This is a genomic window from Pseudomonas brassicacearum (genome assembly GCF_009601685.2).
Classification (GTDB): domain Bacteria; phylum Pseudomonadota; class Gammaproteobacteria; order Pseudomonadales; family Pseudomonadaceae; genus Aquipseudomonas; species Aquipseudomonas kilonensis_B.
Genome location: NZ_CP045701.2, coordinates 825439 through 843558 on the forward strand (window position 1 = coordinate 825439; position 18120 = coordinate 843558).

17 protein-coding genes are annotated in these 18120 nt (G+C 62.9%); 8 read left to right on the top strand and 9 right to left on the bottom strand.

The window, feature by feature from the left end; all coding sequences use genetic code 11:
- Positions 1-1353, bottom strand: coding sequence for a 3-oxoacyl-ACP reductase (locus GFU70_RS03540; protein WP_116643246.1), 1353 nt, complete (start codon positions 1351-1353; stop codon positions 1-3).
- 256 nt (positions 1354-1609) lie between these two features.
- Here GFU70_RS03540 and GFU70_RS03545 point away from each other — a divergent pair, with 256 nt between their 5' ends.
- The gene (locus GFU70_RS03545; protein ID WP_116643245.1) at positions 1610-2887 is read left to right on the top strand and encodes an acetyl-CoA C-acetyltransferase; all 1278 of its coding nucleotides are present in this window, start codon (positions 1610-1612) and stop codon (positions 2885-2887) included.
- Here GFU70_RS03545 and GFU70_RS03550 read toward each other — a convergent pair.
- A complete protein-coding gene (locus tag GFU70_RS03550; RefSeq protein ID WP_058543887.1) occupies positions 2874-3902 on the bottom strand; it encodes a bile acid:sodium symporter family protein in 1029 nt (342 codons plus the stop codon). The two genes, GFU70_RS03545 and GFU70_RS03550, sit on opposite strands and share 14 nt — an antisense overlap.
- Positions 3903-3981: 79 nt before the next feature.
- Here GFU70_RS03550 and GFU70_RS03555 point away from each other — a divergent pair, with 79 nt between their 5' ends.
- Complete coding sequence (locus tag GFU70_RS03555; protein WP_058543888.1) at positions 3982-4773, top strand: AraC family transcriptional regulator; 792 nt, start codon at positions 3982-3984, stop codon at positions 4771-4773.
- A gap of 240 nt (positions 4774-5013) precedes the next feature.
- Entirely contained in the window at positions 5014-5907 is an 894-nt protein-coding gene (locus GFU70_RS03560) for a PA4780 family RIO1-like protein kinase (protein WP_025211642.1), read from the top strand.
- Between the two features lie 313 nt (positions 5908-6220).
- Here GFU70_RS03560 and cueR read toward each other — a convergent pair whose 3' ends face one another.
- The 3 genes from cueR to GFU70_RS03575 form a co-directional block, all read right to left on the bottom strand.
- Positions 6221-6622 carry a Cu(I)-responsive transcriptional regulator gene (gene cueR / locus GFU70_RS03565; protein ID WP_058543890.1) on the bottom strand — a complete coding sequence of 134 codons (402 nt, stop codon included), beginning with the start codon at positions 6620-6622 and terminating at the stop codon, positions 6221-6223.
- Positions 6619-9012 (bottom strand): heavy metal translocating P-type ATPase, encoded by a 2394-nt coding sequence (locus GFU70_RS03570; protein ID WP_058543891.1) that lies wholly within the window; start codon positions 9010-9012, stop codon positions 6619-6621. The genes cueR and GFU70_RS03570 overlap by 4 nt, the downstream gene beginning before the upstream one ends.
- Positions 9013-9137: 125 nt before the next feature.
- Positions 9138-9521, bottom strand: a complete 384-nt coding sequence (locus GFU70_RS03575) for a hypothetical protein (RefSeq protein ID WP_058543892.1) — start codon at positions 9519-9521, stop codon at positions 9138-9140.
- Positions 9522-9668: 147 nt separating this feature from the next.
- Between GFU70_RS03575 and GFU70_RS03580 the strand changes: the two genes are divergently transcribed.
- Both GFU70_RS03580 and GFU70_RS03585 read left to right on the top strand, forming a co-directional pair.
- Positions 9669-9875: a heavy-metal-associated domain-containing protein gene (locus GFU70_RS03580; protein WP_058543893.1), complete on the top strand. Its 207-nt coding sequence runs from the start codon at positions 9669-9671 to the stop codon at positions 9873-9875.
- An 85-nt stretch (positions 9876-9960) separates the two neighbouring features.
- The gene (locus GFU70_RS03585) at positions 9961-11163 is read left to right on the top strand and encodes a multidrug effflux MFS transporter (protein WP_058543894.1); all 1203 of its coding nucleotides are present in this window, start codon (positions 9961-9963) and stop codon (positions 11161-11163) included.
- Position 11164: 1 nt separating this feature from the next.
- Here the strand turns inward: GFU70_RS03585 and GFU70_RS03590 are convergent, their stop codons facing one another.
- Together GFU70_RS03590 and GFU70_RS03595 are read right to left on the bottom strand one after the other, a co-directional pair.
- Positions 11165-11335, bottom strand: coding sequence for a hypothetical protein (locus GFU70_RS03590; protein ID WP_165826052.1), 171 nt, complete (start codon positions 11333-11335; stop codon positions 11165-11167).
- 218 nt (positions 11336-11553) lie between these two features.
- A complete protein-coding gene (locus tag GFU70_RS03595) occupies positions 11554-12567 on the bottom strand; it encodes a zinc-binding alcohol dehydrogenase family protein (RefSeq protein ID WP_153387606.1) in 1014 nt (337 codons plus the stop codon).
- A 113-nt stretch (positions 12568-12680) separates the two neighbouring features.
- Between GFU70_RS03595 and GFU70_RS03600 the strand changes: the two genes are divergently transcribed.
- From GFU70_RS03600 to GFU70_RS03610, 3 genes are all read left to right on the top strand, one after another.
- Positions 12681-13610 carry a LysR family transcriptional regulator gene (locus tag GFU70_RS03600; protein WP_058543896.1) on the top strand — a complete coding sequence of 310 codons (930 nt, stop codon included), beginning with the start codon at positions 12681-12683 and terminating at the stop codon, positions 13608-13610.
- A 141-nt stretch (positions 13611-13751) separates the two neighbouring features.
- Positions 13752-14486: an ArsR/SmtB family transcription factor gene (locus tag GFU70_RS03605; RefSeq protein ID WP_058543897.1), complete on the top strand. Its 735-nt coding sequence runs from the start codon at positions 13752-13754 to the stop codon at positions 14484-14486.
- Between the two features lie 111 nt (positions 14487-14597).
- Positions 14598-15980, top strand: coding sequence for an MFS transporter (locus tag GFU70_RS03610; protein WP_058543898.1), 1383 nt, complete (start codon positions 14598-14600; stop codon positions 15978-15980).
- Positions 15981-16034: 54 nt separating this feature from the next.
- Here the strand turns inward: GFU70_RS03610 and GFU70_RS03615 are convergent, their stop codons facing one another.
- Both GFU70_RS03615 and GFU70_RS03620 read right to left on the bottom strand, forming a co-directional pair.
- The gene (locus GFU70_RS03615; RefSeq protein WP_058543899.1) at positions 16035-16988 is read right to left on the bottom strand and encodes an adenosine deaminase; all 954 of its coding nucleotides are present in this window, start codon (positions 16986-16988) and stop codon (positions 16035-16037) included.
- An 83-nt stretch (positions 16989-17071) separates the two neighbouring features.
- Entirely contained in the window at positions 17072-18037 is a 966-nt protein-coding gene (locus tag GFU70_RS03620; protein ID WP_058543900.1) for a 2-oxoglutarate and iron-dependent oxygenase domain-containing protein, read from the bottom strand.
- Between the last annotated feature and the right edge of the window lie 83 nt (positions 18038-18120).

The window sequence follows — 18120 nt, forward strand, 5'->3', positions numbered from 1 at the left end:
TCACGCTCCCAGAAGGCTTTGCCCGCAAACCCGCAGCGCCTGCCCGGTCACGGCACCCGTGCCCGGTTGCGCGAGCCAGGCCACGGCTTCGGCGACATCCTGGGGCAGGCCGCCCTGGCCCAGGGAGCTCATGCGTCGCCCGGCTTCGCGCAAGGCGAAGGGGATGTCGGCGGTCATGCGGGTTTCAATGAAGCCCGGCGCCACGGCGTTGATGCTGATGCCGCGTGGCTGCAGCAGCGGCGCCCAGGCCTGGGCCAGGCCGATCAGCCCGGCCTTGCTCGCTGCATAGTTGGTTTGCCCACGGTTGCCGGCAATGCCGCTGATGGACGCCAGCAGAACCACTCGGCCATTGTCGCGCAGGGTGCCGCTGTCGAGCAGGGCCTTGGTCAGCACCTGCGGGGCATTGAGGTTGACGGCCAGCACCGCGTCCCAGAATTCCGGGGTCATGTTGGCGAGGGTCTTGTCCCGCGTGATGCCAGCGTTGTGGACCACGATGTCGACGCCGTCGGGCAGGTGCTCGATCAACTGGGCGGCGGCGTCTTCGGCGCAGATATCCAGCGTCACGCTGCGTCCGCTCAAGCGTGACGCCAGGGCGTCGAGGTCGGTCTTGGCTTGTGGGACGTCCAGCAGGATCACGTCGGCGCCATCGCGTGCCAGGGTTTCGGCGATGGAGGCGCCGATCCCGCGGGCTGCGCCAGTGACCAGCGCCTTGAGCCCCGTAAGCGGTCGGGTCCAGTCCTGGACCTGGGTGTCACAGGCGTTGAGGCGAATGACCTGCCCGGAGATGAAGGCGCTCTTGGGCGACAGGAAAAACCGCAGCGCACCTTCCAGCTGGGCTTCGGCGCCGTCGCCGACGTACAGCAATTGCAGCGTCCCGCCGTGGCGCAACTCTTTGGCCAGGGAGCGACTGAAACCTTCCAATGCCCGCTGGGCACTGGCGGCGAACGGCTCGGCCAGACTTTCCGGCGCGCGACCGAGGATGACGACATGGGCGCTGTGGTCGAGGTTTTTCATCAGTGGCTGGAAAAATTCCCGCAACTGCTTGAGCTGGTCGGCCTGCACCAGGTGGCTGGCGTCGTACACCACTGCCTTGATTTTCGGGCCATGGCCGGGGATCCACTCGGTGGCCAGGGTCGGCTCGCCGCCGTAGATGAAAATGGTGTCGGTCAGGCGCTTGGCAAACGTGCCGATCTGCTCGGTCAACGGCCCGCCGCCCAGCAGCAATGCGCCTTCGATCGGCCGCAGGCGCCCAGCCTGCCAGCGTTCCAGGCGCACCGGCGATGGCAGGCCGAGGGACCCGACCATGCGCCGGCCAATGGGCGAGTTGGCAAAGTCGATATAACGGTCAGACATGGAACACACTCCGGCTGATGAGGTTCCAAGTGTGGACCATGATTGGCAATCAGTCGTTCGATTGGCGAGATAAAGCCTAAGCTTGAGCGGGAGCGGTTTTTCCAGGGCACCGAATCCCTGTGGGAGCCAAGCTTGCTCGCGATGCAGGCACCGCGTTTTTCAGGGTGGGTTGCGTCATTGTTCATCGCGAGCAAGCTGTGCTCCCACAGGGGACAGTTGAGTTTTATCAGTGCATAGACCTACAGGGGAGTTCTTCATGACACAACTACGCCGCGTCGCGATCATCGGTGGTAACCGCATTCCGTTCGCCCGCTCCAACGGGCCCTATGCCACCGCCAGCAACCAGGCAATGTTGACGGCTGCCCTCGAGGGGCTGATCGAACGCTACAACCTGCACGGCTTGCACATTGGCGAGGTGGCTGCCGGTGCGGTGCTCAAGCACTCCCGGGATATGAACATGACCCGCGAATGCGTGCTCGGCTCGCGGCTGTCACCGATGACGCCGGCCTATGACGTGCAGCAGGCCTGTGGCACCGGGCTGGAGACGGTGCTGCTGGTGGCCAACAAGATTGCCCTGGGCCAGATCGACAGCGGCATTGCCGGCGGCGTGGACACCACCTCGGACGCGCCGATCGCGGTCAATGAAGGGCTGCGCAGGATCCTGCTGCAAGCCAATCGCGCCAAGACCACCGCCGACAAGATCAAGACCTTCCTGCAACTGCGTCCCCAGCACCTCGTTCCCGACCTGCCGCGCATCAACGAACCGCGCACCGGTCTGAACATGGGTGAGCACTGCGAATTGATGGCCCAGACCTGGCAGATCCCCCGGGAGGCGCAAGACCAGTTGGCCCTGGAAAGCCATCAGAAAATGGCCGCGTCTTATGCCGAAGGTTGGCAGAACGACTTGATGACACCGTTTCTTGGCCTGACCCGGGACAACAACCTGCGCCCGGACCTGACCCTGGAAAAACTCGCCTCCCTCAAGCCAGCCTTCGAGAAAAGCGCCAAGGGCACGATGACCGCAGGCAATTCCACGCCACTGACCGATGGCGCTTCGTTGGTACTGCTGGGCAGTGAAGACTGGGCCAAGGCCCGGGGGCTGCCGATCCTGGCGTACCTGCGCGACGGTGAAACAGCCGCGGTGGATTTCGTCAATGGCGCCGAAGGGCTATTGATGGCCCCGGTCTACGCCGTGCCGCGATTGCTGGCGCGCAACGGTTTGACCTTGCAGGACTTTGATTACTACGAGATCCACGAAGCCTTCGCCGCCCAGGTGTTGTGCACACTGAAGGCCTGGGAAGACCCGGACTACTGCAAGACCCGCCTGGGCCTCGACGCGCCGCTGGGGGCCATCGACCGCAGTCGGTTGAACGTCAAGGGCAGTTCCCTGGCCGCCGGGCACCCGTTTGCCGCCACGGGCGGGCGCATTGTCGCCAACCTCGCCAAGTTGCTCGATGCCGCCGGGCGAGGTCGCGGCTTGATTTCCATCTGCGCCGCAGCGGGCCAGGGCGTGACGGCGATTATCGAGCGCTGAGGACGGCGCCGTTCTGGCGGGACGCCAGTTCCCGGTGATGACTGGCGTAGCGCTCGGCGAGGACCGAGCAGACGATCAACTGCAGCGGGTGATAGATCATGATCGGCAGCAGGATCAGCCCCAGGCCGGGATGGTTGCCAAAAATCAACGCCGCCATCGGCACCCCGGCGGCGAGGGATTTCTTGCTGGCACAGAACACCGCGGCCACTTCATCGGCGCTGCTGAATTTCAGGACGCGAGCGGTGCGGGTGGTCGCCCACAAGATGATCGCCAGCAGCACGGCACTGCCAAGCACTGCGCTCAATAGCACACCGTTGCCTTGCTGTTGCCAGATGCCGGACACCATCGAGTTGCAGAACGCCGCGTAGACCAGCAGCAGGATCACCAGCTTGTCGATGATGCTGGTGTAGCGCTTGTACCTGCCGAAAAAGCCGGCCAGCCAACGCCGCAGGAACTGCCCCAGCACCAGTGGCAACAGCAACATCATGCACAGGTCGAGCAGGGTCGAACCGAGGTCGATGCCACCGGCGCCGCTGCCGACCACTAAACTGACCAGCAGCGGGGTCAGGAAAATCCCCAGTACGCTGGACAGGCTCGCGTTGAGAATCGCCGCCGGCACGTTACCTTTTGCACTGCCGGTCAGGGCCACCGAGGAGGATATGGTCGAGGGCAGGGCGCACAGGTAGAAGAACCCCAGCATCAGCAGCGCTGGCACGTGGCTGCCGACCAGCCAATGGCTGATCAGCCAGAGCAACGGAAACACGCCAAAGGTGAACGCCTGCACCATTACGTGCAGCCGGATGTTCTTCAAACCGTGACGGATCTGTTCGCCGGACAGGTTGACCCCGTGCAGGAAGAACACTACGAAAATGCCGATGTTGACCACCCATTCGGCATGCATGGCACCGCCCGTGGCACCAAAGGATGGAAAGAAGTACGCCAACAGTGTGGCGAGCAACATGCCGCACAGGAACCAGTCGGTCACCATGCGTTTGAGGTGTCTGAGGATGTGCATAGGGCACCGCAAGTTGTAAGAAAAGTCGACTTAGCCTAACGTCGTCCCAAATAGTCGTCTTGCGACATAAGGCCAATCAATGCCGCCTAACGGACACCAGCAGCTCGAACGCCGCATCCCCGACCTGGCGCAATTGCCGAGGCCGCTCTACGCCCGTGTCGAAAGCTTGAGCGCCGGTTCCTGGACGCAAGCCCATCGTCATGACTGGGTGCAGTTTTCCTACGCCATCAGTGGCGTTCTCGGTGTACACACCGCCGCGGGCAGCTTCTTTGCACCGCCACAACGGGGCATCTGGATCCCGGCCGACCTCGAACACCATGTGGTGACCTCCACCCGGGCGGAAATGCGCAGCCTGTATGTGCATCGCCACGCCTGCCCCTGGGCCGATGAGCGCTGTCGGGTGCTGGAAGTCACGCCACTGGCCCGTGAGTTGATCAAGGTGTTTTGTCAGCTTCCGGTCGATTATCCACAGGGTGATACCCAGGAAGAACGCCTGGTGCAGGTGCTGCTGGACCAACTGGCGACCCTGCCGGAGGTAGGATTCTCCCTGCCGCTGCCGCGACATGCCCGTCTGCTGGGGCTGTGTAACGAATTGATCGAACAGCCTGAGCAGAACGTCACCCTGCAAGCCTGGGCTGAGCGCCTGGGCACCTCGGAAAAAACCCTGATGCGCCTGTTCCAGCGCGAGACCGGCCTGAGCTTCCGCGCCTGGCGCCAGCGCATGCGCCTGTTGTCGTCCCTGGGGTCGCTGGAGAAGGGCGACAGCGTCACCAGCGCCGCGTTGTCCTGTGGGTATGATTCAACGTCCGCGTTCATTGCGGCGTTCAAGGGGATGTTCGGGTTTACCCCGGGGGAGCTGTTCAAGCATTGAGTCGTCGCACTTGCCTGCAACTGACGGTGGACATGGCTGTCAGCTCTTGTCGCAAATGCCCGGGCATTGAGATGCCAACGCCAGGTCCGGTCTCGGCTATGATTCGGCTCGGTCGATTGATCCGGCACATTGTGTGCATCACAGGTTCATAGGTCGGCAACCCCTCCCCGTGGAGGAAAGATTGCCGTATAACGACTGTCATTCGCGTGTTTGGTAATAAAGGACCCACAATAAAAGCTGATGAAGACTCCAAAACGCATTGAACCCCTGATCGAGGACGGTCTGGTCGACGAGGTGCTGCGCCCACTCATGAGTGGTAAAGAAGCAGCTGTTTATGTGGTGCGCTGCGGCAACGAGCTACGTTGCGCGAAGGTCTACAAGGAGGCGAACAAGCGAAGTTTTCGTCAGGCGGCCGAGTATCAGGAAGGCCGCAAGGTCCGCAACAGCCGTCAGGCCCGGGCGATGGCCAAGGGCTCGAAGTTCGGGCGCAAGGAAACCGAGGACGCCTGGCAGAATGCTGAAGTGGCGGCACTGTTCCGCTTGGCTGGCGCGGGTGTACGCGTGCCCAAGCCGTACGACTTTCTTGAAGGCGTGCTGCTGATGGAGCTGGTGGCCGACGAGTATGGCGATGCCGCGCCGCGTCTGAACGATGTGGTGCTGGAGCCGGATCAGGCCCGTGAATACCACGCGTTTCTGATTTCCCAGATCGTGCTGATGCTGTGTACCGGTCTGGTGCACGGCGACCTGTCGGAGTTCAACGTCCTGCTCACGCCAACCGGACCGGTGATCATCGACCTGCCGCAGGCCGTGGATGCTGCGGGTAACAACCATGCTTTCAGCATGCTGGAGCGGGACGTGGGCAACATGGCGTCCTACTTTGGCCGGTTTGCCCCGGAGCTCAGGCGCACCAAGTACGCGAAGGAAATGTGGGCGCTGTATGAAGCCGGCACCTTGCACCCGGCCAGCGTGCTGACGGGCGAATTCGACGAGCCGGAAGAGCTGGCGGATGTCGGCGGGATCATGCGCGAAATCGAAGCCGCCCGCCTGGACGAGGAACGCCGCCAGGCCGTCCGCGCCGCCGACGATGCCCCACCCGGCAAGGCCGAAGAACCGCCGCCACCGTGGATGCAGTGATCGGTTGAACAGAAACCCGGCCAATGGCGGTAATGCTGTTCACTTAGAAAAAACGGCGCTTCTTTCAGAAATGGAAAGGCGCCGTTTTTTTGGCTTCGTTTTTTGGGGGGATTTTGGGGTTGGTGTGTATATCCATTTCTGCGGTAACGGATATACACCCTTACCCCAATGGGTCGAAACTGAAGATCCACAGCCTTAAGTGAACAGCATTAGGCCCTGGCCGGTTTTTTGTGGGCACTCTAAAATCTCATGCCCACCGCAGTCCCCTGTGGGAGCGAGCCTGCTCGCTCCCACAGGGGACTGGCGCAGGGCATCAATTCTGGCAACACCCCGACGCCAGTTCCTTGAGGATCGGGCAATCCGGGCGGTGGTCGCCGTGGCAGTGCTCTACCAGGTCCTGCAGGGTGTCGCGCAGCTCGGCCAATTCGCGGATTTTCTGGTTCAGCTCTTCGATGTGCTGGCGGGCCAGGGCCTTGACGTCGGCGCTGGCGCGTTGGCGGTCTTGCCAGAGGGTCAGCAGTTTGCCGACCTCTTCCAGGGAAAACCCCAAGTCCCGGGAGCGCTTGATAAAGGCCAGGGTATGCAGGTCATCGGCGCCGTAGATCCGGTAGCCGCTGTCGGTGCGATGGGCTGCCTTGAGCAGGCCGATGGACTCGTAATAGCGGATCATCTTCGCACTCAGGCCGCTTTGGCGGGCCGCTTGGCCGATGTTCATCGCTTGTCCTCCAGCTGCTTGGGTGTCCAGAACTTCAACAGTAACGCATTGCTCACCACGCTGACGCTCGACAGCGCCATGGCCGCGCCGGCCAGCACCGGGTTGAGAAAACCGAACGCCGCCAGAGGGATGCCGATCAAGTTATAGACGAACGCCCAGAACAGGTTCTGGCGGATCTTGGCGTAGGTCTTGCGGCTGATGTCCAGCGCCGCCGGCACCAGTCGCGGATCGCCGCGCATGAGGGTGATGCCTGCGGCATGCATCGCCACGTCGGTGCCGCCGCCCATGGCAATGCCGATGTCGGCGGCGGCCAGGGCGGGTGCGTCGTTGATGCCATCGCCCACCATCGCCACCACCGAATGGCGCTTCAACTGTTGGACGATGGCGGATTTGTCCGCTGGCAATACCTCGGCATGGACATTGGAGATCCCCAGCGCCTGGGCCACCACCCGGGCGCTACCTTGGTTGTCGCCCGTGAGCAAGTGGCTGGCGATGTGCTGTTCATTCAAGGCCTGTACCGCGGCGAGGGCACCGGGCTTGAGCGTGTCACCGAAGGCGAACAGGCCCAGCACTCGAGGCGTCGTGCCTTGTTCGATCAGCCAGGACAACGTGCGGCCTTCGGTTTCCCAGGCCTGTGCCGACTCGGCCAGCGAACCGGGGTCCAGGCCCAGTTCATCCAGCAGGCGTCGATTGCCCAGGGCCAGGCGACGCCCGTCGAGGCTGCCGGCGATACCGCGTCCAGCCAGGGACTGGCTGTCGCTGACATCCGCCACGTCCAGGCCGCGCTCGGCGCAGGTATCCAACACGGCTTTGGCCAGAGGGTGCTCACTGCCGCGTTGCAGCGCGCCGGCCATTGTCAGCAACGCGTCTTCATCACCGTCGAGGGCCGTCAAGTGGGCGATGCGCGGCGTGCCGGAGGTCAGGGTGCCGGTCTTGTCGAACACCACGGTGTCGACTTCATGGGCGCGCTCCAGCGCCTCGGCGTCCTTGATCAGAATCCCGTGGCGAGCGGCCACGCCGGTGCCGGCCATGATCGCCGTGGGCGTCGCCAGGCCCAGGGCGCAGGGGCAGGCAATCACCAGTACGGCGACGGCGTTGATCAGCGCGGTTTCCAACGGCGCACCGTACATCCACCAGCCGATCAACGTCGCCAGGGCCAGCAGCAGTACTACCGGTACGAATACCTGGCTGACTTTATCCACCAGTTTCTGGATCGGGGCCTTGGCGGCCTGGGCGTCTTCTACCAGGCGGATGATGCGCGCCAGGACGGTCTCGGTGCCCAGGGCTTGCGTGCGTACCAGCAGCCGGCCTTCGCCATTGATGGCGCCGCCGGTGACTTTGTCGCCGGGCTGCTTGGGCACCGGCAGGCTTTCGCCGCTGATCAGCGCTTCGTCGGCGTGGCTCTGGCCTTCCAGTACTTCGCCGTCCACCGGGAAGCGTTCGCCGGGCTTGACCAGCACCAGGTCATTCAAGCGCAGGGCGCTGATGGCCACGTCCCGCTCCTGGCCATCGACCACCTGGATCGCCCGTTCCGGGCGCAAGGCTTCAAGGGCGCGGATGGCGCTGGCGGTTTGTCGCTTGGCGCGGCTTTCCAGGTATTTGCCCAGCAGTACCAGGGCAATCACTACGGCCGAGGCTTCGAAATACAGGTGCGGCATGCTACCGGGACGGGCGATCACCCATTCATAAAGGCTCAGGCCGTAGCCGGCGCTGGTGCCCAGGGCCACCAGCAGGTCCATGTTCCCGGCACCGGCACGCACGGCCTTGAAGGCGGCGACGTAAAAGCGCGCACCGAAGATGAATTGCACGGGCGTGGCCAGGGCGAACTGCACCCAGGCCGGGAGCATCCAATGCACGCCGAACGGCTGCAGCAGCATCGGCAGCACCAGCGGCACGGACAGCACAATCGCCAGCACCAATACCAGGCGTTCACGGTTCAGACGGTTGGCCTGCATGTCAGCGGGCTGTTCGGCCTGCCAGACAGTGGCGTCATAGCCGGCGCGCTTGACCGCATCGATCAGGGTTTGTGGCTCCACCTGGCCGAGCAGTTCGAGGTGGGCCCGCTCATTGGCAAGGTTGACGCTGACGCTGTTCACACCATCGACCTTGCCCAGGGCGCGTTCGACCCGGCCGACACAGGAGGCGCAGGTCATCCCTTCGATGTTCAGCTCCAGGGTTTGTACGGGGACGCTATAGCCAGCCTGTTCGACGGCTTGCATCAAGGCCGGCAGGCTGCCTTCGGGGGCCTGCACGCGTGCCAGTTCAGTTGCCAGGTTCACACTGACGGCGCGCGTGCCGGAGACTTTGCTCAAGGCCCGCTCGACCCGCCCGGCGCAGCTGGCGCAGGTCATGCCGGCAATCGGTAGATCGAATGTGGTGGATTCGGACATCGGTCAGGCTCCCTGTAGTGAATGACTACAGAATCAACCTTGCCATGTTGGCAAGGTCAAGCGCCAATCCAAATTGTGGGAGCAAGGCTTGCCCACAAAGCTTGCCCACCGGTGCAAGTGGTGTGTCAGTAACCGAGCCCAGCCTGCTTGAGGTACATGCCTTGCTCATTCATGGTGATGCGGAACTTCAGAATGTCACCGGCCTTGAGCGTGATGTCCTGCGACCCTGGCGCGAGCATGCCCGGATTGCACCCCGGTGCCTGTCCCGGAAGCAATTTCAGGCGCAAGGAAAACTGGCCCGGCGGCAGGTTGAACGAGGTGCTTTGCTCCTGGAACAGCCTGGCCGAGAGCTGATCCTGGATGTAGATGCCGATTTCGCAACTGGTCGCCACTTCCAGGCGCTCGCGAGAAATGATCAGCACGCCGTAGTCTTCGCCGACGGCCGATGCCTGGGGCGCCACCGCTGAAAAACCGAGCATGCAAAACAGGCTGAACGCTGACCAGCGCATGGCTGAACCTCCGGTGTTAATCCTTGATGTGTGCAGCTTGGCTGAGCGCGATGCCGATTGCCAGCCCGGCAGTTTTCGTCAGAACTTGACCTTGCCATGATGGCAAGCTTGAGACTGCTGGCAACCTCAATCCCAAGGAGTTATCTCATGCAAATTTTCAATGTTCCGGGCATGTCCTGCGGTCACTGCGTCAAGGCCATCACCCAGGCAGTCAAGGCCAAGGACCAGGGGGCCAATGTGCAAATCGACCTGGGTGCCAAGACTGTCCAGGTCCAGAGTTCGTTGCCGGCCGATGCCGTGCTCGCGGCCATCAAGGAGGAGGGCTATGAGGCCGCTCTGCTTGAAGTTTTTTAATCGTTAGCGACCTACCGGAATGTTCAAGACCGCCCGGCACGGCTAGACTGTCGGGCTGTCGAACGACGCCTGAGCTGGACGCCCGATGAACTTCCGTACCATTCTGATTCTTGGCGCCTTGAGCGCTTTCGGTCCCTTGGCGATCGACTTCTACCTGCCTGCCTTTCCGGCGATGGCCACCGCCTTCGGCACCGATGAAAAACACATCCAGTTGACCCTGGCGGCCTATTTTCTCGGCTTGTCCATCGGGCAACTGGCCTATGGGCCAGTGGCGGATCGCTTCGGACGGCGCATTCCATTGCTGACCGGGGTCGGTTTGTTCACGTTGGCATCCCTGGCCTGCGCCTACGCGCCGAGCCTCGAATGGCTGATCGGCGCCCGCTTCGTCCAGGCCCTGGGTGGATGCGCCGGGATGGTGATTTCCCGGGCGGTGGTCAGCGACAAATGCGACGCGGTGGGTTCGGCCAAGGTGTTTTCACAGTTGATGCTGGTGATGGGCCTGGCGCCGATCCTCGCGCCGATGCTGGGCGGGTTGCTGGTGAACCTGCATGGCTGGCAGTCAATCTTCATTGCCCTGACCGTGTTTAGCGCATTGGCGTCGACGGCGGTGGCCTTGTGGCTGCCGGAAAGCTTGCCGGACCATGTGCCTCGGCAACCGTTGTCGGGGGCGTTGCGCCAATACGGTCGTTTATTGACCGACGCCGCCTACCTCGGCCATGCGCTGACGGGGGGCATCGCTATCGCCGGGATGTTTGCCTACATCGCCGGTTCGCCGTTCGTCTTCATCAAGCTTTACGGTGTTCCGGCCGAACACTTCGGTTGGCTGTTCGGCACCAACGCGGCGGGCTTCATCCTGGTGGCCCAGGTCAACGCCCGGCTACTGTCCAAGCGCGGCCCAGCGTTCCTGCTGAGTCGCGCGGTATGGGTCTACCTGGGTGCGGGGCTGAGCCTGCTGGCCGTCAGTTCATTGCAACCTGCGCAGTTGTGGCCGCTGCTGGTCCCTCTGTTTATCTGCATCGCCAGCCTGGGGTGCATCCTTCCCAACGCCTCGGCTTGCGCCATGAATGGGCAGGGCGCCCGGGCCGGCAGTGCTTCGGCGATGCTGGGATGCTTGCAGTTTTCCGTGGCCGCCGGAGCCGCCGCGTTGGTGGCGGCGCTGCATGACGGCACCGCCGTGCCAATGGCGCTGGTCATCAGCCTTTGCGGGCTGTTGGTGGTGAGCGCCGCGATGCTGACCCGTCGCCTGCAAAATGCCCGGGCCCTGGCCCAGGCCAGTCGCGAGGGCTGACTCAGCCGGCCGCGCGCTGCTGTTGTTCGGGGAAATGATGAGGGGCGAGGATCCGCGCTTGCAGGGTGCTGGCGAAGGCTTGGGCTTCGGCCTCGGTACGGAAGGTGACGACGTGCTGGTCAAGACGCACTTGCCATTGGGATTTTGCCACTTCTTTTATCAGGATCTTCATTGCTGACCTCCTCACGAAAAGATTGTGTTGCAAAGGCCTCGAGTGTAGACCTGAATGTGATCGCAATTGTGACAAGGATCAATTCTCGGACTGACGGCATGGGTTTTTGTGGGAGCAAAGCTTGCTCGCGATAAATGGTGACGCGATCTTATAGAGAACCGCGGTGCCTCCATCGCGAGCAAGCTTTACTCCCACAAGCGCTAGGCCCATATCGTGGGTCAGAAGCCCTCGAGCACAATCTTGCCCTTGGACTTGCCGCTTTCCAGCAAGGCATGGGCGCGGCGCAGGTTCTCGGCGTTGATGGTGCCGAAATGCTCGCCAACCGTGGTCTTCAGCGTGCCGGTGTCGATCAGGGCGGCCACGCGGTTGAGCAGTTTGTGCTGTTCAACCATGTCGGCCGTCTCGAACAGCGAGCGGGTGTACATGAGTTCCCAATGCAGCGACAGGCTCTTGCGCTTGAGCTTGGTCACGTCCAACGCCTTGGGATCGTCGATCAGCGCCAGTTTGCCCTGGGGCGCGAGGGCTTCGACCAACTGGTCCAGGTGCTGGTCGGTCTGGGTCAGGCTGGCGACGTGGGTTACCTGAGACTGCCCAGCTTCTTTCAACACTTCGCTCAACGGCCGGCTGTGGTCGATCACCAGGTCGGCACCCAGGCCGCGCACCCAATCCTGGGTCTGTGCACGGGACGCGGTGCCTATCACCTTCAGCCCGGTGAGTTGGCGGGCCAGTTGCGTCAGGATCGAACCCACGCCGCCCGCGGCGCCGACGATCAACAGGCTTTGGCCCTGGTCGTCCTGGCCTTCCTGGATTTGCAGGCGCTCGAACAACAACTCCCAGGCGGTAATGGCCGTCAGCGGCAGCGCCGCCGCTTCGGCGAAACCAAGCGTCTTGGGCATGTGGCCGACGATGCGCTCATCCACTACGTGCCGCTCGCTGTAGCCGCCGGCCCGGGCGATGGAGCCGGCGTAGAACACCTTGTCCCCGGTCTTGAACAACGTGACCTCGCTGCCCACCGCCTTGACCACGCCGGCCAGGTCCCAGCCCAGCACCTTGGCCGCGCCGTCTTCGGGCTGGACGTTCTGGCGAACCTTGGTGTCCACCGGGTTGACCGAGATGGCCTTGACCTCTACCAACAAGTCCCTGGGACCGGCGACCGGTTCCGGCAGCTCGATGTCCTGGAGCGATTGCGGGTCGGTGATGGGCAACGAGTGGTAGTAGGCAATGGCTTTCATGAAGCGGCTCCGTGAAGTGAGTGAGATGACGGCCATGTTTAGCTATTTATCGCCGAGATAAAACCGGCTAAAAGAACAGGCTCTTTCAATGATTTTTTGATAATGGAGTCGTCATGCTTCGCTTCGATGACTTGCAGTTGTTTGTCCGGGCGGCGGACCTGGGCAGTCTCTCGGCTGCGGCCAGGGCCATGGACCTGTCGGCGGCGGTGGCCAGTGCCGCGTTGAAACGGATCGAGCAGCACCTCGGCGCGCGGCTGTTGGCCCGCTCCACCCGTAGCTTGCGCCTGACCGCCGAAGGCGAGGGCTTTCTCGAATATGCCCGTGCCGCGTTGAGCAGCCTTGACGAAGGCCGGCGGTTGTTGACCAGCGGCCAGGACCAGGTCAGCGGGGTGTTGCAGTTGTCCGCGCCGTCGGACTTGGGGCGCAACCTGCTGCTGCCTTGGCTGGATGCGTTCCAGCGTGAGCACCCCGGGCTGACGGTGCGGCTGCTGCTGGGCGATCGCATGGCCGACCTGTTCAAGCAGCCGGTAGATATCGCCTTGCGTTATGGCGAGCCGGAAGATTCGAGCCTGGTCGCGCTGCCCATTGCCGGGGATAACCGCCGGGTGTTGTGCGCATCGCCGGACTATCTGGCTCGCCAGGGTGAACCCCATCAACTGGAACAACTGGCCCAGCACAACTGCCTGTTGTACATGCTTGGCAGCCGGGTTCATGACCGATGGGCTTTTCATGACGGCAAACGGGAGATGAGCCTCACCGTCAGTGGCGACCGGTTCAGTGACGACGCCGATGTGGTGCGGCGCTGGGCGGTGGCGGGTGTCGGGATTGCCTATAAATCGTGGCTGGATGTGTCCACCGACGTCCTGGCCGGGCGCTTGAAAATCCTCTTGCCGCACCTGCAATGCGAACGCGCACCCCTCAATCTGCTGTGTGCCCACCGGGCGCAATTGAGCAAGCCCATCAACCTTTTGCGAGACATGCTCCAGGCTCGCTGCGGTGAGTTGACGGCTCGTTTTCCACTTTCGGCGGGAGTCGGCCATTAGTCGCGGGCAAATAGAGACTTTTCCCTCAGGAACAATCGCCTCCAAAGGTTTCCGGAGGACAGGAAAGCTCGATCGCCACGCTTATACTAGCGGCCGCCTGCGCCAGAGCAGTAGACGAATGATTCAACAGGGAGTGAATACATGGAACATGCACCTTGCATCAGCCAGATCGCCACGCTGCTGGCCGACCCCAAGCGCAGCGCAATGATGTGGGCCTTGATGGACGGCACGGCCCGGCAGGCCGAGGAGCTGGCGTTGCTCGCCGGGTTATCGCCGTCCTCGGCCAATGCGCACCTGGGGCGCTTGTCCGCCGGAGGCCTGTTGAAAGTCGAAGCCCGGGGCCGCAAGCGGTTTTTCCGCCTGGCAGCGCCTGAAATCGGCGCTGCCGTCGAAGCGCTGGCCAGCGCGACGCTGGTCAGTACACCGCGGCAGATTCCGGACGTCCTCAAGCGCCGGGTCCTGCCGACCAAGGCGCCGTCGGCCCCTGCCTCGTTGATGCGGGCCAGGCTTTGCGACGATCACCTGGGGGGAACCCTGGCGGCGGACCTGTACCAGCGCCTGCTGGACGCCGGGTGGATCGAGCAGTTCGAACAGCGGGTGATCGTCACCCACAAAGGCGCCAATCAGTTGGCCGAGCGTGGCTTGTTCATCCAGGCCCTGGCCCATCGCAACACCCGCATCGCCTGCGCCTGCCCGGACTGGAGCGAGCGTCGTCCACACTTGGGGGGCACGCTGGGGGCAGCCCTGTTGCAACTGTTCATGCAGTCGGGTTGGCTGAGCTTGCCCAACGATTCGCGAGCCCTGCAGGTGACGACGCTCGGCCAGCAGGAAATCCACCGGTTCGCCCGGCAGGAGGCGGTTGAGATGGCGATATAGGGAACGCTCCTGGTGCGTCGCTCAGGGCTGTCGGCAGGTCGTATTCAGCAATAGCTGCCTGCAAGGTTCGCGCAAACTCGGTCCGGGGAATTATCGGATTGGGGAGGCAGCATGGACATTCACGGCTACAACGCGGCGGAACGATTGGAGCGGTTACCCATCAGCGGTTACCACCGGGTCATCTTCATCATTATCGCCCTGGCGTTTTTCTTCGACTCCATGGACCTGGCGATGATGACGTTCCTGTTGGGGTCGATCAAAGCCGAGTTCGGCCTGAGCACCGCCCAGGCCGGTTTGCTCGCCAGCTCCAGCTTCTTCGGCATGGTGGTGGGGGCATCGCTGTCGGGCATGCTGGCCGATCGTTTCGGGCGCAAGCCGGTGTTCCAGTGGAGCATCGTGTTGTGGGGCGTTGCCAGTTACCTGTGCTCCACCGCCCAGGACATCGAGACCTTGACGCTGTTTCGCATCTTGCTGGGGATCGGCATGGGCATGGAGTTTCCGATTGCCCAGTCGATGCTCTCGGAGCTGATCCCGGCCAAGCGTCGGGGCCGCTACATCGCCTTGATGGACGGGTTCTGGCCGCTGGGTTTCGTGGCGGCCGGGATACTGTCGTATTTCCTGCTGCCGGTGGTCGGCTGGCGCGACATCTTTCTGGTGCTGGCGGTGCCGGCGGTGTTTGTCCTGGCGATTCGTTTCTTCATTCCCGAATCGCCACGCTGGCTGGAACAAGCCGGTCGGGGGGACGAAGCGGACGCGGTGCTCAAGCGAATCGAAGACAAGGTCCGCGCCTCGCTGGGGCGTCGCGACCTGCCGGAACCGATTCGCCTGCCGAGGATTGAGAGTACGCCGGGCAATTTCTTTTCGGCCCTGGCGCAGATCTGGTCACCGCTGTATCGCCAGCGCACGATGATGATCTGGAGCGTCTGGTTCTTTGCCTTGCTCGGTTTCTATGGCCTGACATCCTGGCTCAGTGCGTTGTTGCAGCAGTCGGGGTTCGCGGTGACCCAATCGGTGTATTACACCGTGCTGATTTCCCTGGGCGGGATTCCCGGCTTCTTGATGGCGGCCTGGCTGGTGGAACGCTGGGGGCGCAAACCGGTGTGCGTCATCACGCTGCTGGGCGGCGGGATGATGGCGTTTCTGTATGGGCAGAGCGCAGTGTTTGGTGGCAACGTCGGGCTGTTGATCAGCACCGGTTTGCTGATGCAGTTTTTCCTGTTCGGTATGTGGGCGGTGCTCTACACCTACACGCCGGAACTGTACCCCACCTCGGCCCGGGCCACCGGTTCGGGCTTTGCTTCGGCGATCGGTCGCGTCGGTTCGCTGCTCGGCCCGCTGGTGACCGGTCTGGTATTTCCCATCACCGGCCAGGGTGGCGTGTTCGCCCTGGGCGCGTTGTGCTTCGCCGTGGCGGCGGGGGTGGTCTGGTTGTTCGGGATGGAGACGCGGGGCAAGACGTTGGAGGAGTTGAGCGAAGCGAGCGTCGCCGATTAAACACGATCCCCGGTGGGAGCGGGCAAGCCCGCTCCCACCGGGGGATTGTCGGGCTTAAGGTTTTACCAGCCGCGCATCCAGGCTGTTCTGCGCCAGGCGCTTGGCCTGGTCCTGGGTCATGCCCAGGTGGGTGTACAGCGCATGGAAGTTTTCGGTGACGTAGCCGCCGAAGTACGCCGGGTCATCGGAGTTCACCGTCACCTTCACGCCGCGCTCGAGCATGTCGAGGATGTTGTGCTGCGACATGTCGTCGAACACACACAGCTTGGTGTTGGACAGCGGGCACACGGTCAACGGAATCTGCTCGTCGATGATCCGCTGCATCAGTCGCTCATCTTCAATGGCTCGCACACCATGGTCGATGCGCTGGATCTTCAACAGGTCCAGGGCTTCCCAGATGTACTCGGGCGGGCCTTCTTCGCCGGCGTGGGCGACGGTCAGGAAGCCTTCGTTGCGCGCGCGGTCGAATACGCGCTGGAACTTGCTCGGTGGATGACCCATTTCCGAACTGTCCAGGCCCACGGCCACGAAGGCCTCGCGGAACGGCAGCGCCTGGTCGAGGGTCTTCTGGGCTTGTTCTTCGCTCAGGTGGCGCAGGAAACTCAGGATCAGGCCGCTGGTGATGCCCAGTTGCTGCTCACCGTCCTTGAGGGCGGCGGCGATGCCGTTGAGCACCACTTCGAACGGGATACCACGGTCGGTGTGGGTTTGCGGATCGAAGAACGGTTCGGTGTGGATCACGTTCTGCGCCTTGCAACGCAACAGGTAGGCCCAGGTCAGGTCGTAGAAGTCCTGGGAGGTGCGCAGCACATCGGCGCCCTGGTAATACAGGTCGAGGAATTCCTGCAGATTGTTGAAGGCATAGGCCTTGCGCAGGGTGTCGACGTCGCTCCACGGCAGGGCGATCTTGTTGCGTTCGGCCAGGGCGAACAGCAGTTCGGGCTCCAGCGAGCCTTCCAGGTGCAGGTGCAGTTCAGCCTTGGGCAGGGCGTTCAGCCAGTCGTACATGGTCTTTTCTCATCAGTGAATCGATGGCGGGCATTCTACAGGCGCTGGCTGCCTTGTCGGGTAAAACCTGACCGGCTGATCCACTACACGGCGAGTGGCTCACGCCGGTAAGCATAGGTGTCGGCGAAGCGCGACAGCAGGAATTCGGCGCAGGTAGTGGTTGGGTACTTTGGCGGGTGGGTGTCATCCTGGCAACCGGGCAGGCATTGGATCAACGTGTCGGGGTGCGGCTCGGCAAAGAACGGCATCGAGTACCGGTCCACCCCCAGCGGGCTGATCACCCGATGCGGTGTGGACAGGTAACGGTCGTTGCTCCAGCGCGCCATCATGTCACCGAGGTTGACCACGAAGGTGCCGTCGATGGGCGGTGCGTCGATCCATTGGCCGTCGACGTTGCGCACTTGCAGGCCACCAGCGGCGTCCTGGTAGAGCAGGGTGATGCATCCATAATCGGTATGGGCACCGGCACCTTGCTGCTCGGCGCTACTGGCGGTTTGGCGTGGCGGGTAGTGGATCAGGCGTAGCACGCTGACCGGTTCGTTGAAGCGCGTGTCGAAAAAGTCTCGCTCGATACCCAGGGCCAGGGTCATGGCCCGCAGCAGGGTTTGGGCAAGTGCCTGCATGTCGCGGTAGTGCTGCTCCATCAAGCTTTCCCAGCCAATCAGGTCGGGGTGGCGGTTGGGGCCACGCAGGGGTTTTTCCGCCAGCACGTCGGGGTGACCGGCCGGCAAGTGCAGGCCCATGTCGAAGGTTTCCTTCAGGTCGCTGGGCTTGGTCGGGTCCAGCTGTTCGGTGGCGACGGCGCCATAGCCGCGGTGGTGGCGGGTCTGGGTGATGTCGATCTTGAGTTTTTCTTCGACGGGCAGGGCGAAGAAACGCTGGGCGCTGTCCAGCACCTCGGCGATGCGCGCCGGGCTGATGGAGTGGCCCTTGATGTAGAAAAAGCCCCATTCGCGGCAGGCGCGGTCGATCTGTTCGGCGACGGCTTGCCAGGCGCCGGATTCATCGCCGTAGAGCGGGCTGATGTCGATAATGGGAAGGCTGTTCATACTGCTTTCCTGATTTAAAAATGGAGATCCCTGTGGGAGCGGGCTTGCTCGCGAAGGCGGAGTGTCATTCAACATTGATGTCG

Coding starts and splice junctions, on each gene's coding strand:
- GFU70_RS03540 (WP_116643246.1), bottom strand. CDS start 1,353: ATGTCTGACCGTTATATCGACTTTGCCAACTCGCCCATTGGCCGGCGC.
- GFU70_RS03545 (WP_116643245.1), top strand. CDS start 1,610: ATGACACAACTACGCCGCGTCGCGATCATCGGTGGTAACCGCATTCCG.
- GFU70_RS03550 (WP_058543887.1), bottom strand. CDS start 3,902: ATGCACATCCTCAGACACCTCAAACGCATGGTGACCGACTGGTTCCTG.
- GFU70_RS03555 (WP_058543888.1), top strand. CDS start 3,982: ATGCCGCCTAACGGACACCAGCAGCTCGAACGCCGCATCCCCGACCTG.
- GFU70_RS03560 (WP_025211642.1), top strand. CDS start 5,014: ATGAAGACTCCAAAACGCATTGAACCCCTGATCGAGGACGGTCTGGTC.
- cueR (WP_058543890.1), bottom strand. CDS start 6,622: ATGAACATCGGCCAAGCGGCCCGCCAAAGCGGCCTGAGTGCGAAGATG.
- GFU70_RS03570 (WP_058543891.1), bottom strand. CDS start 9,012: ATGTCCGAATCCACCACATTCGATCTACCGATTGCCGGCATGACCTGC.
- GFU70_RS03575 (WP_058543892.1), bottom strand. CDS start 9,521: ATGCGCTGGTCAGCGTTCAGCCTGTTTTGCATGCTCGGTTTTTCAGCG.
- GFU70_RS03580 (WP_058543893.1), top strand. CDS start 9,669: ATGCAAATTTTCAATGTTCCGGGCATGTCCTGCGGTCACTGCGTCAAG.
- GFU70_RS03585 (WP_058543894.1), top strand. CDS start 9,961: ATGAACTTCCGTACCATTCTGATTCTTGGCGCCTTGAGCGCTTTCGGT.
- GFU70_RS03590 (WP_165826052.1), bottom strand. CDS start 11,335: ATGAAGATCCTGATAAAAGAAGTGGCAAAATCCCAATGGCAAGTGCGT.
- GFU70_RS03595 (WP_153387606.1), bottom strand. CDS start 12,567: ATGAAAGCCATTGCCTACTACCACTCGTTGCCCATCACCGACCCGCAA.
- GFU70_RS03600 (WP_058543896.1), top strand. CDS start 12,681: ATGCTTCGCTTCGATGACTTGCAGTTGTTTGTCCGGGCGGCGGACCTG.
- GFU70_RS03605 (WP_058543897.1), top strand. CDS start 13,752: ATGGAACATGCACCTTGCATCAGCCAGATCGCCACGCTGCTGGCCGAC.
- GFU70_RS03610 (WP_058543898.1), top strand. CDS start 14,598: ATGGACATTCACGGCTACAACGCGGCGGAACGATTGGAGCGGTTACCC.
- GFU70_RS03615 (WP_058543899.1), bottom strand. CDS start 16,988: ATGTACGACTGGCTGAACGCCCTGCCCAAGGCTGAACTGCACCTGCAC.
- GFU70_RS03620 (WP_058543900.1), bottom strand. CDS start 18,037: ATGAACAGCCTTCCCATTATCGACATCAGCCCGCTCTACGGCGATGAA.